The sequence below is a fragment of the Plantibacter sp. genome (assembly GCF_059073635.1).
In genome coordinates this window covers 19,617-33,018 of the sequence record NZ_JCACOF010000010.1, presented here as the reverse complement: position 1 = coordinate 33,018, position 13,402 = coordinate 19,617, and the positions used below count along the sequence as shown (strand labels likewise).

The 13,402-nt window shown below is 68.8% G+C and carries 16 protein-coding genes and 1 pseudogene; 14 read left to right on the top strand and 3 right to left on the bottom strand.

Annotation, left to right across the window (positions count from 1 at the left end; translation table 11 throughout):
* Positions 1-16: 16 nt before the first annotated feature.
* Positions 17-1,096 carry a histidinol-phosphate transaminase gene (locus tag AC5JOC_RS12400; RefSeq protein WP_494246502.1) on the top strand — a complete coding sequence of 360 codons (1,080 nt, stop codon included), beginning with the start codon at positions 17-19 and terminating at the stop codon, positions 1,094-1,096.
* A gap of 34 nt (positions 1,097-1,130) precedes the next feature.
* Here the strand turns inward: AC5JOC_RS12400 and sufU are convergent, their stop codons facing one another.
* Together sufU and AC5JOC_RS12390 are read right to left on the bottom strand one after the other, a co-directional pair.
* A complete protein-coding gene (gene sufU, locus AC5JOC_RS12395) occupies positions 1,131-1,568 on the bottom strand; it encodes a Fe-S cluster assembly sulfur transfer protein SufU (protein ID WP_191941341.1) in 438 nt (145 codons plus the stop codon).
* Positions 1,565-2,874, bottom strand: a pseudogene (locus AC5JOC_RS12390) (SufS family cysteine desulfurase). The gene sufU and the pseudogene AC5JOC_RS12390 overlap by 4 nt, the downstream one beginning before the upstream one ends.
* 110 nt (positions 2,875-2,984) lie before the next feature.
* Between AC5JOC_RS12390 and hisB the strand changes: the two are divergent.
* From hisB to AC5JOC_RS12370, 4 genes are all read left to right on the top strand, one after another.
* Complete coding sequence (hisB, locus tag AC5JOC_RS12385) at positions 2,985-3,593, top strand: imidazoleglycerol-phosphate dehydratase HisB (protein ID WP_079707070.1); 609 nt, start codon at positions 2,985-2,987, stop codon at positions 3,591-3,593.
* Entirely contained in the window at positions 3,590-4,225 is a 636-nt protein-coding gene (hisH, locus tag AC5JOC_RS12380) for an imidazole glycerol phosphate synthase subunit HisH (RefSeq protein ID WP_159879037.1), read from the top strand. The genes hisB and hisH overlap by 4 nt, the downstream gene beginning before the upstream one ends.
* 85 nt (positions 4,226-4,310) lie before the next feature.
* Positions 4,311-5,057, top strand: coding sequence for a bifunctional 1-(5-phosphoribosyl)-5-((5-phosphoribosylamino)methylideneamino)imidazole-4-carboxamide isomerase/phosphoribosylanthranilate isomerase PriA (gene priA / locus AC5JOC_RS12375; protein ID WP_079707068.1), 747 nt, complete (start codon positions 4,311-4,313; stop codon positions 5,055-5,057).
* A 55-nt stretch (positions 5,058-5,112) separates the two neighbouring features.
* Positions 5,113-5,868 (top strand): SseB family protein, encoded by a 756-nt coding sequence (locus AC5JOC_RS12370; protein WP_079707381.1) that lies wholly within the window; start codon positions 5,113-5,115, stop codon positions 5,866-5,868.
* 27 nt (positions 5,869-5,895) lie between these two features.
* Here the strand turns inward: AC5JOC_RS12370 and AC5JOC_RS12365 are convergent, their stop codons facing one another.
* Positions 5,896-6,267: a DUF1844 domain-containing protein gene (locus AC5JOC_RS12365; RefSeq protein ID WP_056012072.1), complete on the bottom strand. Its 372-nt coding sequence runs from the start codon at positions 6,265-6,267 to the stop codon at positions 5,896-5,898.
* A gap of 230 nt (positions 6,268-6,497) precedes the next feature.
* On the opposite strand from AC5JOC_RS12365, the gene infC reads away from it, so the two are divergent.
* The 9 genes from infC to pheS all read left to right on the top strand — a co-directional run bounded on the left by infC (position 6,498) and on the right by pheS (position 13,402).
* Entirely contained in the window at positions 6,498-7,163 is a 666-nt protein-coding gene (gene infC / locus AC5JOC_RS12360) for a translation initiation factor IF-3 (protein WP_194719021.1), read from the top strand.
* A gap of 15 nt (positions 7,164-7,178) precedes the next feature.
* On the top strand, positions 7,179-7,373 hold the full coding sequence (rpmI, locus tag AC5JOC_RS12355; RefSeq protein WP_056012069.1) for a 50S ribosomal protein L35: 195 nt from the start codon (positions 7,179-7,181) through the stop codon (positions 7,371-7,373).
* Between the two features lie 27 nt (positions 7,374-7,400).
* Positions 7,401-7,787 (top strand): 50S ribosomal protein L20, encoded by a 387-nt coding sequence (gene rplT, locus AC5JOC_RS12350; protein ID WP_064294422.1) that lies wholly within the window; start codon positions 7,401-7,403, stop codon positions 7,785-7,787.
* A 102-nt stretch (positions 7,788-7,889) separates the two neighbouring features.
* Positions 7,890-8,690: a TrmH family RNA methyltransferase gene (locus AC5JOC_RS12345; RefSeq protein WP_071262293.1), complete on the top strand. Its 801-nt coding sequence runs from the start codon at positions 7,890-7,892 to the stop codon at positions 8,688-8,690.
* Positions 8,691-8,911: 221 nt separating this feature from the next.
* Positions 8,912-9,631, top strand: coding sequence for an amino acid ABC transporter ATP-binding protein (locus tag AC5JOC_RS12340; RefSeq protein ID WP_079707380.1), 720 nt, complete (start codon positions 8,912-8,914; stop codon positions 9,629-9,631).
* 91 nt (positions 9,632-9,722) lie between these two features.
* A complete protein-coding gene (locus tag AC5JOC_RS12335) occupies positions 9,723-10,619 on the top strand; it encodes a glutamate ABC transporter substrate-binding protein (RefSeq protein WP_079707066.1) in 897 nt (298 codons plus the stop codon).
* 107 nt (positions 10,620-10,726) lie between these two features.
* Positions 10,727-11,374, top strand: a complete 648-nt coding sequence (locus AC5JOC_RS12330) for an amino acid ABC transporter permease (protein ID WP_124769498.1) — start codon at positions 10,727-10,729, stop codon at positions 11,372-11,374.
* Positions 11,371-12,270 (top strand): amino acid ABC transporter permease, encoded by a 900-nt coding sequence (locus AC5JOC_RS12325; protein WP_138944586.1) that lies wholly within the window; start codon positions 11,371-11,373, stop codon positions 12,268-12,270. Before AC5JOC_RS12330 ends, AC5JOC_RS12325 begins: the two co-directional genes overlap by 4 nt.
* Before the next feature lie 91 nt (positions 12,271-12,361).
* The gene (pheS, locus tag AC5JOC_RS12320; protein WP_064294511.1) at positions 12,362-13,402 is read left to right on the top strand and encodes a phenylalanine--tRNA ligase subunit alpha; all 1,041 of its coding nucleotides are present in this window, start codon (positions 12,362-12,364) and stop codon (positions 13,400-13,402) included.

The following is a 13,402-nucleotide window of genomic DNA, read 5'->3' as shown; positions in this document are numbered from 1 at the left end:
TGGCTAGCATTGTGGAGTGACCGCTCTCGACGACCTCCCCATCCGCGACGACCTCCGAGGACAGCGCCCGTACGGCGCTCCCCAGGCCCTGGTGCCGGTGGCGCTCAACGTCAACGAGAACACGCACCCGATCCCCGAGGCGGTCGCGCACGACATCGTCGCCTCGCTCGCCTCGGCGGTCCTCACGGTGAACCGGTACCCCGATCGCGAGTTCACGGAACTCCGGGAGGCGCTGGCGGGATACCTGGGTCACGGGGTGGCCCCGGAGCAGATCTGGGCGGGGAACGGGTCGAACGAGGTGCTCCAGCACATCCTGCAGGCCTTCGGTGGTCCCGGGCGATCGCTCCTCGGGTTCACGCCGACGTACTCGATGTATCCGCTCCTGGCCGCCGGCGTCGGCACCAGGTGGATCCCCGCGACGCGCGACGCCGAGTTCGAGCTCTCGCCCGAGACCGCCGCGCGTCAGGTGGCCGAGGCGGATCCCGACCTCGTGTTCCTCTGCTCGCCCAACAACCCCACCGGAACACCGTTGTCGCTCGAGACCGTCACCGCGGTGTACGAGGCCTCGCGGGGCATGGTGATCGTCGACGAAGCGTATGCGGAGTTCGCTCCTGACGACGAGGCGAGCGCGCTCACGCTGTTGGAGGGGCGTCCGCGCCTGATCGTCTCCAGGACGATGAGCAAGGCCTTCGCCTTCGCCGGGGTCCGTCTCGGGTACCTCGCCGCCGACCCCGCGGTCGTCGACGCACTGAGACTCGTCCGGCTCCCGTACCACCTGAGCGCCCTGACGCAGGCGGCCGCGACCGCCGCGCTGCGGCACGCCGACGAGATGCTGGCGATGGTCGACGACATCCGGACGCAGCGCGATCGCCTCGTCGTCGAGCTCGGGCGTCTCGGCTACGACCCGAAGCGGAGCGGATCCAACTTCGTCCTGTTCGGCGGCGTCGCCGATCCGCACGCGGCGTTCGAGGCGCTCTTGGCGCGGGGGATCCTCATCCGTGACGTGGGCATCCCGAACCACCTGCGCGTGACCGCGGGCACCGAAGCGGAGACGACCGCGTTCCTCGAGGCCCTGGCGGCGATCAGCCCCGCCTGACCAGCCCTCGGCCGGGCGGAGGTGGGGCGCCTGCTCACGGCAGGCGGGAGATGGCCTCTTCGGCGGCGACCCAGGGGAGCATGGCGCACTTCACGCGGGCGATGTAGCGCGAGACGCCACTGAACGCCGCGGCGTCTCCGAACCGTTCCTCGTCGAACTCGAGCGTGCCCCGCGAGCGGATGACCGTGCGGAACTCGTCGACCAGGGCCTGGAGCTCGGCCGGCGTGAGGCCTGCCGCGAGGTCGCTCAGGCAGGAGCTCGACGCCTGCGAGATCGAGCAGCCGTGCCCCTCCCAGGCGATCGGTGCGAGACGACCGTCGGGCCCGGGATGGAGCTGCAGGGTGACCTCGTCGCCGCAGGTGGGGTTGAGCTGGTGCGACTCGGCGGCGGGCGCGTCCCGCAACCCGAAGCCGTGGCGCTGGCGGGCGTGGTCGAGGATGAGCTCCTGGTAGAGGCTCTCCAGGCCGCTCATCGGGACACCCCGAAGAACGGACCGACGAGGGTGGCCGCCTCGAGGAAGGCGTCGATCTCGGCCTCCGTCGTGTAGAGGTAGCTGCTGGCGCGGGTGGACGCGGTGAGGCCCAACCGGCGGTGGAGTGGTTGCGCGCAATGGTGACCGACGCGGACCGCGATGCCCCGGTCGTCGAAGAACTGACCCACGTCGTGGGCGTGCACACCGGCGAGGTCGAAGCTCGCCAGCCCGGCGCGAGGCGTCCCGGGCGGCGGCCCGATGAGCGTGACGCCGGGGATGGCGGCGAGTCCGGCCGCGAGACGCTGTCCGTAGGCCGCCTCGGTGGCGTGGACACGGTCCATGCCGACCGCTTGCAGGAACCGGACGGCGCTCGCGAGGGCGATCGCCTGCGACACCGGCTGGGTCCCGGCCTCGAACCGTTGCGGGGCGGGCAGGAACTCCGCGCCGTCGAGCGTGACGGTCGTGATCATCGACCCGCCGGTGAGGAAGGGGGGAAGGGCGTCGAGCAGCCGGCGGCGACCCCACAGGGCCCCGATGCCGTTCGGACCGAGCATCTTGTGGCCGGAGAACACGAGGAAGTCGACGCCGAGGGACGCGACGTCGACGGGCAGGTGCGGCACGGACTGGCAGGCGTCGAGCACGGTCAGCGCGCCGACGCGTTCGGCGAGGGCGACGAGCTCGGAGACCGGCGCGATCGCCCCGGTGACGTTGGACACGTGCGCGAAGGCGATGATGCGCGTGCGTTCGCCGATGATGTCGTCCTGCGGCGTCCAAGACGCAGCACGCCGTGGTCGTCGACCGGGAGGTGACGGAGGGTCGCACCGGTGCGTGCGGCGAGTTGCTGCCAGGGGATGAGGTTCGCGTGGTGTTCGAGTTCCGTGACGACGATCTCGTCGCCTGGACCGAGTCGGAACCGCTCGGCGGCAGCACCACCGAGGCCGGCGCTCGCATTCCCGATGGCCCCGGCGATGAGGTTGAGGGCTGCGGTCGCGCCGGAGGTCCAGACGAGTTCCCGCTCGTCGGCACCGATGAACGCGGCGACCGTGGCGCGAGCGTCCTCGAAGAGCTCCGTCGCCTCGGCGGCCAGGAGGTGGGCGCCACGGTGGACGGCGGCGTTCTGGTGCGTCGCGTAGTCACGCTCCGCGTCGATGACCTCGATCGGGCGTTGCGAAGTGGCTCCGGAGTCCAGATAGACGAGCGGGTGTCCGTTCATCTCCCGGGCGAGGATCGGGAACCGTTCACGGAGAGCGGCGATCTCCGTCGCGTCGAGTGGGACGGCCGGGGCGATGCTGGGTGTGGAAGTCATGACCTCTCAACGATAGGCGTCGGCACGGCCTGGTGCAGCCGCATGACGCGACGATGCCCACCCGTCGACACGCGGCGTGCAGCGGCGGTGCGCTCGATACACTGGATCCCATGACCACCCAGCAGCGCACGGCCCGGATCCAGCGCGCGACGAGCGAGTCCAGCATCGAGCTGGAGTTGAACCTCGACGGCACCGGCACGAGCAGCATCGAGACCTCCGTCCCGTTCTACAACCACCTGCTCACGGCCTTCGCGAAGCACTCGCTGACCGACCTGACCGTCCGTGCGACGGGCGATGTCGACATCGACGTCCACCACACGGTCGAGGACGTCGGTATCGTCCTGGGCCAGGCGATCCGTCAGGCGCTCGGCGACAAGGCCGGCATCTCGCGATACGGGGACGCGCTGGTCCCGCTCGACGAGGCCCTCGTGCAGGCCGTGGTCGACATCTCCGGTCGTCCGTACCTCGTGCACGGCGGGGAACCGGCCGGATTCGAGTTCCACCTCATCGGCGGGCACTTCACGGGTTCGATGGTGCGTCACGTCTTCGAGGCGATCACCTTCAACGCGGGCCTCACCGTGCACGTGAACGTCCTCGGCGGTCGCGATCCGCACCACATCGCCGAAGCGGAGTTCAAGGCGTTCGCGCGGGCCTTCCGGCAGGCGAAGGCGTTCGACCCCCTGGTCCAGGGCATCCCGTCGACGAAGGGCGCGCTGTGAGCGCACGCCCGTCGGTGGTCGTCCTCGACTACGGCTCCGGCAACGTGCACTCCGCGGTCAAGGCCCTCGAGCTCGCCGGCGCCGACGTCGTGCTGACGGGTGATCGCCAGGCCGCCCAGGCCGCCGACGGTCTCGTGGTGCCAGGGGTCGGCGCCTTCGACGCGGTGATCGGCGCCCTCCGTTCCTCGCACGGCGACGAGGTCATCGACCGCCGTCTCGCGGGAGGCCGTCCGGTCCTCGGCATCTGCGTGGGGATGCAGGTGATGTTCGAGCGCGGCTTGGAGCGCGGTTCCGAGGCCGACGGCCTGGGGGAGTGGCCGGGAGCGGTCACAGAACTCGAGGCGCCCGTCCTGCCGCACATGGGCTGGAACACGGTGTCGCCGGACGCGGGGTCCGTGCTCTTCGACGGCCTCGCCGACGAACGCTTCTACTTCGTCCACTCCTATGCCGCACAGCAGTGGACCCTCGAGGTCATGCCGCCGTTCCCAGAGCCGCGCCTCACCTGGGCGACCCACGGCGTGCCGTTCCTCGCGGCCGTCGAGAACGGTCCGTTGTCGGCGACGCAGTTCCACCCGGAGAAGTCGGGCGACGCCGGTATCCGCCTGCTGTCCAACTGGCTCGGCACCCTGTAGCCGACTAGGATCAGGTGCTTGTGCCACGAGGCATGCTGTGCGCCGGGAACCGAGGGGCTCGCAGCTCCCGAAGAGACGGTGGATCATGAACGAGTTCAACACGACGGCCGGACTGACGCTGCTCCCCGCGATCGACATCGTGGACGGCAAGGCCGTCCGGTTGACGCGCGGCGAGGCCGGTTCGGAGACGAACTACGGTGAGCCCGTCGACGCGGCCCTGGACTGGGCCCGTCAGGGGGCGGAGTGGATCCACCTCGTCGATCTCGACGCCGCGTTCGGCCGTGGCGACAACCGGTCGATCATCCGCAAGGTCATCTCGAAGGCGCGCGGCGTCAACATCGAGCTGTCGGGCGGCATCCGCGACGACGCCTCCCTCGAGCAGGCGCTCGAGACGGGCGTCGCACGCGTCAACCTCGGGACCGCGGCGCTCGAGAACCCCGAGTGGGCCGCGAGTGTCATCGCCCAGTACGGCGAGGCGATCGCGGTCGGCCTCGACGTCCGTGGCACGACGCTCGCCGCTCGCGGCTGGACGCAGGACGCCGGCGACCTGTGGACGGTCCTCGACCGTCTCGAGGAGGCGGGCTGCGCACGCTACGTCGTGACGGACGTCACGAAGGACGGCACGATGCAGGGGCCGAACATCGAACTGCTCCGACAGGTGCTCGAGCGCACGGAGCGGCCGGTGGTGGCCTCCGGCGGCATCTCGAGCCTCGACGACCTGGTCGCGCTGCGCGAGCTGGTCCCCCTGGGGCTCGAGGGCGCCATCATCGGGAAGGCGCTCTACAACGGCGCGTTCACCCTGGCCGAGGCGCTGGATGTCTCGGGCCGCTGACGAATCCTCCGCGCCCGACCGGCACGGTCCGTCGGGCGGGCATGCCCACCGTGCGATGGGTGGTGCCGATTCGGCCGGCCAGCCCTGGGCCGGTCGGAGCTTCCAGCCGAACGCGAGTTCCGGTGACGACGGCAGTGCGCCCGAGCGGCTGATCGAGTCCCTCCGACGCTTCCGGGCCGGCGAGGTCGGCGAGGCCGAGGTCGTCGACGCGTTCCGGGACTCCCGCCTGCTCATCCCGCTCGTGGCCCACCTCGGTGAGGCCGGCGAGAACGAGCACGGCCAGTTGGTCGACAAGTCGCAGGAGCTGTCCATCGTGACGGTGACCGGTCCGGACGGCCGCACCGTGCTCCCGGTGTTCAGCTCGGTGCAGGCGATGTCCGCGTGGAACCGGACGGCGAGGCCGATCCCGGCCGACGGCGTCCGGGTCGCACTGGCGGCCGCGAGCGAGCAGACGGACGTCGTGGTCCTCGATCCGACGTCGAGCACCGAGTTCGCCGTACGCCGCCCCGCGCTGTGGGCGATCGCGCAGTCGCAGCCGTGGACGCCCAGCTTCGCGGACCCGCTGGTGCGCGACGCGTTCGAGCGGTCGATCGAGCAGGAGCTCGCGGTCGTGAGTGTGCGCCTGCGAGCCGGAGATCCTGAGGCGAAGCTCGCCGGATCCGAGCTCGTGGTCGAGCTCGGCCTGCTGCAGGGACTGACCCAGCAGGAGCTCGACGCAGTGCTCGCGCGGCTGGCTCAGCGCTGGGCCGCGGACGAGGTCATCGCGACGCGCGTCGACTCGCTCGCGGTGTCGCTCCGCCCCGCCGACTGATCGGCGAGGCGGAGCGCCGCGCTGCGATCAGGTGACCGGGCCGGTCCACTTCTCGCCGGGACCCTTGCCGATGGGATCCTGGATGGTGGACGCCTCCCGGAAGGCGAGCTGCAGGGATCGCAGGCCGTCGCGCAGCGACCGGGCGTGCATGTCGCTGATCTCCGGGGCGCCCGCGGTGATGAGCCCGGCGAGGGCGTTGATGAGCTTGCGGGCTTCGTCGAGGTCCGTCTGGGCGTCGGGGGCGTCCGCGAGGCCGCACTTGACCGCTGCGGCGCTCATGAGGTGCACGGCGGCGGTGGTGATGACCTCGACGGCGGGGACGTCGGCGATGTCCCGGGTGGCCTGATCGGCCCCTCCCGACTCGTCGTCGTGGTCGTACGGGCTGGTGGTGTTGTTCACGTGGATCCTCTGTTAGACTCGTGCGGTGCTCCGAGACATGTCTCGGTACGAAAGAGGAGATTCTCCCACCCGCGCTTGACCGCTTCACAAGGTTACCGGGTTGTCACGCTCCGCCTGTCGCTTCACCGCTTCGGGTCGTCGGGCGTGGTGCCTTCCGACAGGTGTTCTGAACACCGGCGGAGGGTACGGGTGTGTGGTGAACCGATTTCGTCGCGTCGCAGGTATCGGACCTGGTCGCGTGGCATCCCACCCAGTCAGAGGAGCTCCGCATCAGCGATCCCCGTACCAATGACCGTATCCGCGTCCCGGAGGTCCGACTCGTCGGTCCCGGCGGAGAACAGGTCGGCGTCGTCAAAATCGAGGTCGCCCTTCGCCTCGCGCAGGAAGCGGATCTCGACCTCGTCGAGGTCGCACCCAACTCCAAGCCGCCCGTCGCGAAGATCATGGACTACGGCAAGTTCAAGTACGAGGCTGCGCAGAAGGCCAAAGAGGCCCGGCGCAACCAGGCGAACACGATCCTCAAAGAGGTCCGGTTCCGCCTCAAGATCGATCAGCACGACTACGAGACCAAGCGCAAGCGCGCCGAGGGCTTCCTCAAGGCCGGTGACAAGGTGAAAGCCATGATCCAGTTCCGCGGCCGCGAGCAGTCCCGCCCAGAGCAGGGCGTCCGCCTGCTCCAGAAGTTCGCCGAGGACGTGTCCGAGTGGGGCACCGTCGAGTCCACCCCCATGGTCGACGGTCGCAACATGGTGATGGTCGTCGGTCCACTCAAGAACAAGTCCGAGGCGAAAGCCGAAGCCAACGCACAACGTGCGGCATCCAAGGCACGTCCGGCTGAAGCCGACGAAGCCGACGAGGCTGCTCCGGTGGAGTCATCCACCGACGAGAACCGATAAGAAACGAGGAATCCCATGCCGAAGCAGAAGACCCACTCCGGGGCCAAGAAGCGATTCAAGGTCACCGGCAGCGGCAAGCTGATGAAGCAGCAGGCCGGTATGCGACACAACCTGGAGAGCAAGTCCAGCCGTCGCACCCGTCGCCTGAACCAGGACCAGGTGCTGGCGCCCGCCGACGCCAAGGTCATGAAGAAGCTGCTCGGTCGCTAGACCGTTTACCCGTAAGGAACTAGGAACATGGCAAGAGTCAAAAGGGCGGTCAACGCTCACAAGAAGCGTCGCGTCATCCTCGAGCGCGCCGCCGGTTACCGCGGTCAGCGTTCGCGTCTGTACCGCAAGGCCAAGGAGCAGGTCACTCACTCCCTCGTCTACTCGTACCGCGACCGTCGTGCGCGCAAGGGTGACTTCCGTCGCCTCTGGATCCAGCGCATCAACGCGGCTTCGCGTGCCAACGGCATGACGTACAACCGCTTCATCCAGGGTCTCGGCCTCGCCGGGATCGAGGTCGACCGCCGTATCCTCGCGGACCTCGCGGTGCACGAGCCCGCCACCTTCGCGGCCCTCGTCGCGTCGGCCAAGGCCGCGCTGCCCGCCGACACCTCGGCGCCCAAGGTCTCCGCGTAGTCGGAAGCCCTGCGTCCGACCGGACGACGTGTTCGAACGGCCCGATCCCACCAGGGATCGGGCCGTTTCGTCTGTCCGGAGTGCGACCCATAGGATGGGTGCGTGCTTGACAATCCGCGGTCACCGCGCGTCCGTTCCGTCGCCAAACTCGCCAAGCGTCCGGCGAGACAGGAGACCGGCCTGTTCCTCCTCGAAGGACCACAGGCGGTCTCGGAGGCCCTGCAGTTCCGGCCCGACCTGATCCTCGAGCTGTACGCGACGCCGACGGCCCTCGAGCGCTACACCGACATCGGGGCCGCGGCCACCGATGCGGGACTCGAGGTCGAGTTCGTCACCGAGCAGGTCCTCGAGTCGATGGCCGACACCGTCACCCCGCAGGGGTTCATCGCGGTCGCGCAGCAGTTCCCGACCTCGATCAAGGACATCTTCGCCGGAGAGCCGCAGCTCGTCGTCATCCTGGAGGAGGTCCGCGATCCGGGCAACCTCGGGACGATCATCCGAGCCGCCGACGCCGCCGGCGCGGACGCCGTCGTCCTGAGCGGACGGACCGTCGACCTCTACAACCCGAAGGTCGTGCGCTCCACGACCGGCTCGCTCTTCCACCTGCCCGTCGCGGTCGGTGTCGAGCTGCCCGCCGTGCTGGAACGGGCCCGTGCAGCGGGACTGCAGACGCTCGCGGCCGACATCAAGGGCGAGGACCTCCTCGTGGCCCGGTCGGAAGGTGTGCTCGCGCGGCCGACGGCATGGGTGTTCGGCAACGAGGCCAGGGGACTCACCGACGAGCACCTCGAGCTCGTCGACCGTGCGGTTACGGTACCGATCTACGGCCGTGCCGAGAGCATGAACCTGGCCACGGCGGCATCGGTGTGCGTCTTCGAGAGCGCGTTCGCGCAGCACGCCTGAGCGCCTGAGGCGTCGACCGTCGAGGTTACGAAACGGTAACCGTAGCGCTTCCGTCATGCGCACGAAACACACGGTCACCTAGTTTGGGTTACATGGAGCCAACAGTGTCCCCGAACTCCGGCCCGACGGAACCCGATGCAGCAGCCTCGCATGGTGCCGCCGGCGCATACGAGACCACGAGCAACCCGATCCAGGCAGGGCGCGGCGAGCCCCTCGTCGTCATGGAGAACGTCGAGAAGCACTACGGCGAGTTCCACGCCCTGAAGGACATCAACCTCACCGTCAACAAGGGTGAGGTCGTCGTCGTGATCGGACCGTCCGGGTCCGGCAAGTCGACCCTCTGCCGGACGATCAACCGGCTCGAGACGATCAGCTCGGGGGAGATCCGGATCGACGGCAAGAAACTGCCGGAGGAGGGCAAGCAGCTCGCCGAGCTGCGCGCCGACGTCGGCATGGTGTTCCAGTCGTTCAACCTGTTCGCGCACAAGACGATCCGCGAGAACGTCACCCTCGGCCCGATCAAGGTGCGCAAGCAGAAGAAGCGCGACGCCGACGATGCGGCGAAGGTGCTGCTCGAGCGCGTCGGCATCGGCGTGCAGGCGGACAAGCTGCCGGCACAGTTGTCCGGCGGGCAGCAGCAGCGCGTGGCGATCGCCCGCGCCCTCGCGATGAAGCCGAAGGTCATGCTGTTCGACGAGCCGACCTCGGCCCTCGACCCCGAGATGATCAACGAGGTCCTCGACGTCATGGTGCAGCTCGCCAGTGAGGGCATGACGATGATCGTCGTCACCCACGAGATGGGCTTCGCCAGGAAGGCCGCCGACCGCGTCGTGTTCATGGCCGACGGCGAGATCCTCGAGGACACCGACCCCGAGTCGTTCTTCACGAACCCGCAGTCCGAGCGGGCGAAGGACTTCCTGTCGAAGCTCCTCACCCACTGACCCATCCGACTCCGGATCGCGCGACCCGCGCGGCGACCCGGAACTGACCAACCGATCGGCCCGTCCCGGGCACCAAGGAAGGAAGGAAAACATGCGCAAGAGGCTCATGTTCATCACCGCGGGAGTCGCTGCAGCAGCGCTCGCGCTCAGCGGGTGCAGCGGCGGCGACGCCGGCACCGGATCGACCGACGGCGCGTCCGACGGCGGCGCACTCTTCGAGGTCGCCTCCGACGTCCAGCTCGAGGGCAGCCCCACGTACGACGCGATGGTGAAGGCCGACAAGGTCCGCATCGGCGTCAAGGAGGACCAGCCCGGTCTCGGATACCTCGACGCCGCCACCGGCGAGCGTTCCGGCTTCGACGTCGAGATGGCCACCTGGATCGCCGCGTCGCTCGGCTTCGACGCCGACAAGATCGAGTTCAAGGCGATCCCGAGCGCCAACCGCGAATCGGCCATCGTGAACGGTGACATCGACTACTACGTCGGCACCTACTCGATCACCGACAAGCGCAAGGAGCAGATCGACTTCGCCGGACCGTACTTCGAGACCGGCCAGGGCCTGCTCGTCGCCGCGGACAACGACGACATCAAGGGCGAGGACGACCTCGCCGGCAAGACCGTGTGTTCGGCGACGGGCTCCACGCCCATCCAGAACATCAAGGACAACTTCCCCGACACCAAGACGGAGGAGTTCGACACCTACTCGCAGTGTGTCGAGGCCCTGAACGACGGCAAGGTCGACGCGGTCACGACCGACCAGGCGATCCTGATCGGGTACGCGGCGCAGTTCCCCGACGACCTCAAGGTCGTGGGCGAGCCGTTCAGCACCGAGCTGTACGGCATCGGTCTGCCGAAGGGTGACGACGCCCTCCGCCACTTCATCAACACGATGTTCACCGATGGCGGCGACACCTGGACCAAGATCTACGACGCCACCCTCGGCGCCTCCGGCACCAAGGTGACCCAGCCGGCGGTCGACGACTACTAAGCAGCGCCCCGGGCGGCCGCCGACCAGCGGCCGTCCGGGGGAGCTGTCCCGTCGACTCCGCCCAGGCGCCCGCCAGGGGCGTCCCCCTCCCGAAAGGCGTGCGCGACATGAACGTCCTGCTCGACAACCTCGACCTCTTCGTCACGGGCTTCCGCAACACCCTGCTGCTCTTCGTGGTGTCGGGGTTCTTCGCGCTCATCCTCGGCACCATCGTCGGTGCCATGCGGGTCTCGCCGGTCCCGGCGATGCGCCTCTTCGGCACCGTGTACGTCAACACGGTGCGCAACACCCCGCTGACCCTCATCCTCTTCTTCTTCGCCTTCGGCTACCCGAAGCTCGGGCTCCCCGAAGTGAGCTACACGACGCTCGCGATCATCGGGCTGAGCCTCTACACCGCGACCTACGTCGCAGAGGTCCTGCGGTCCGGCGTCAACACGGTGCCGATCGGTCAGGCCGAGGCCGCACGCGCGATCGGGCTGCCGTTCGGACAGACCATGACGCTCGTCATCCTGCCGCAGGCGTTCCGTGCCGTGCTGCCTCCGCTGTTCAGCGTGCTCATCGCCCTACTCAAGAACACGACGGTCGCCGCCGGCTTCTCCGTCGCCGAAGCGGGCGCGATCCGCGCGAACCTGTCAGAGCGCGGTGAGCCGCTGCTCGTCGGTCTCCTGTGGGTCGCCCTCATCTTCGTGGCCCTCGTGTCCCTCCTGTCCCTCGCCCAACGGGCCTTCGAGAAGAAGTGGAGGATCGCGCGATGAGCTCCGTCCTGTTCGACACCCCCGGCCCGAAGGCCATCGTCCGCTATCGCTGGATCGGTGCGGCGACGGTGCTCGTCGTCGCCGGCATCCTCGCCTTCGTCGTCTTCCGCTTCATCGAGACCGGACAGTTCACCGCCTCGAAGTGGAAGCTCTTCACCTTCCCGCGCGTCTGGGAGCAGATCCTCCAGGCGACGGGTGCGACCCTGTCCGCGTTCGCGGTCGCCGCCGTCTGCAGCGTCGTCCTCGGACTGGTGCTGGCGATCGGCCGACTGTCCGACCACAAGATCATCAGCGTCCCCTTCACGATCTTCATCGAGTTCTTCCGGGCGGTCCCGGTCCTCATCCTGATGATGCTCATGTACTACGGGCTGCCGCCCCTCGGCTTCACCTTCGTGACGCCGTTCGTCGCCGTCGCCATCGCGCTGACGCTGTACAACGGCGCGGTGTTCTCCGAGATCTTCCGAGCGGGCATCGAGTCGCTGCCGAAGGGGCAGGGCGAGGCCGCCTACGCCATCGGCCTGCGGAAGTCCGCCGTCCTGCGCCTCATCCTGTTCCCGCAGGCGATCCGCGCGATGCTGCCGGTGATCATCGCCCAGCTCGTCGTCGCCCTCAAGGACACGGCACTCGGCTTCCTGATCACCTATCAGGAGCTCCTCTACCTCGCGAAGCAGTTCGGGTCGCAGGCGCTCTACGGCAGCCCGATCATCCCCTCGATCATCGTGATGGGCTCGATCTACATCGTGCTCTGCCTGATCCTCTCGGGCGTCGCGAAGATCGTCGAGGTGCGTACCCGACGGTCGCCGCGGACGCCGAAGGAACAGGCCGTGACGGAGGACACGACGACCAAGATCCTCGGCATCCAGGCGGGGAACCAGTCGTCCGGCGCGAGCATCTGACGTCGTCCCGACGGAGCCCAGGCGATCGGGCCGCCGTCGGGGCGAGGACGGTCGCCCATGTGGGCCGACCGCCTGGGTAGACTTGGCTCTCGTGTCCGACGCATCCCCAATCTCCGAACCAGCGGTGAACGCCGCGGTCGACGCCGCTCTCGAAGCGATCGCCGCAGCCACCGACTCGGCCGCCCTGAAAGCGGTCCGATCAGCCCACGCCGGCGAAGCGTCACCGCTCGCCGCCCTCAACGGGTCGCTCCGCAGCGTGCCGAACGACCAGAAGGCCGCGCTCGGCAAGCTGGTCGGTCAGGCCCGCGGGCGCGTCTCGAAGGCGTTGAGCGAGCGCGAGGGCGAGATCGTCGCCGCAGAGACGGAGGCACGACTCGCAGCCGAGGCGATCGACGTCACCGCCGTGCCGCTGCGTCGCGTGCCCGGTGCCCGGCACCCCCTCACGCTCCTCCAGGACCGCGTGTCCGACATCTTCGTCGGCATGGGGTGGGAGATCGCCGAGGGGCCCGAGGTCGAGAGCGAGTGGTTCAACTTCGACGCCCTGAACTTCGACGCCGACCACCCGGCCCGCGCGATGCAGGACACCTTCTTCGTGGAGCCGCTGGAGTCGCACCTCGTCCTGCGGACGCACACGTCGCCGGTCCAGGTGCGCTCGCTGCTCGAGCGCGAGCTCCCCGTGTACGTGCTCGCCCCCGGGCGCGTCTACCGCACGGACGAGCTCGACGCGACGCACACGCCCGTCTTCATGCAGTTCGAGGGTCTCGCCGTCGACAAGGGCCTGACGATGGCGCACCTGCGCGGAACGCTCGACCACTTCGTGAAGAGCGTCTTCGGTGACGACGCGAAGGTCCGCCTGCGTCCCAGCTACTTCCCCTTCACCGAGCCGAGCGCCGAGCTCGACTTCTGGCACCCGACCTTCAAGGACGGACCGCGCTGGATCGAGTGGGGTGGGTGCGGCATGATCAACCCGAACGTGCTCCGGTCCGCCGGTATCGACCCCGAGGTCTACTCGGGCTTCGCCTTCGGGATGGGCGTCGAGCGCGGTCTGATGCTGCGCGACGGCGTGCAGGACATGCGAGAGATGGTGGAGGGCGACGTCCGCTTCTCCCAGCAGTTCGGGATGGTGGTGTAG

Coding starts and splice junctions, on each gene's coding strand:
- rplT (WP_064294422.1), top strand. CDS start 7,401: ATGGCAAGAGTCAAAAGGGCGGTCAACGCTCACAAGAAGCGTCGCGTC.
- AC5JOC_RS12335 (WP_079707066.1), top strand. CDS start 9,723: ATGCGCAAGAGGCTCATGTTCATCACCGCGGGAGTCGCTGCAGCAGCG.
- sufU (WP_191941341.1), bottom strand. CDS start 1,568: ATGAGCGGCCTGGAGAGCCTCTACCAGGAGCTCATCCTCGACCACGCC.
- AC5JOC_RS12325 (WP_138944586.1), top strand. CDS start 11,371: ATGAGCTCCGTCCTGTTCGACACCCCCGGCCCGAAGGCCATCGTCCGC.
- priA (WP_079707068.1), top strand. CDS start 4,311: ATGAACGAGTTCAACACGACGGCCGGACTGACGCTGCTCCCCGCGATC.
- AC5JOC_RS12330 (WP_124769498.1), top strand. CDS start 10,727: ATGAACGTCCTGCTCGACAACCTCGACCTCTTCGTCACGGGCTTCCGC.
- hisB (WP_079707070.1), top strand. CDS start 2,985: ATGACCACCCAGCAGCGCACGGCCCGGATCCAGCGCGCGACGAGCGAG.
- rpmI (WP_056012069.1), top strand. CDS start 7,179: ATGCCGAAGCAGAAGACCCACTCCGGGGCCAAGAAGCGATTCAAGGTC.
- AC5JOC_RS12370 (WP_079707381.1), top strand. CDS start 5,113: ATGGGTGGTGCCGATTCGGCCGGCCAGCCCTGGGCCGGTCGGAGCTTC.
- AC5JOC_RS12340 (WP_079707380.1), top strand. CDS start 8,912: ATGGAGAACGTCGAGAAGCACTACGGCGAGTTCCACGCCCTGAAGGAC.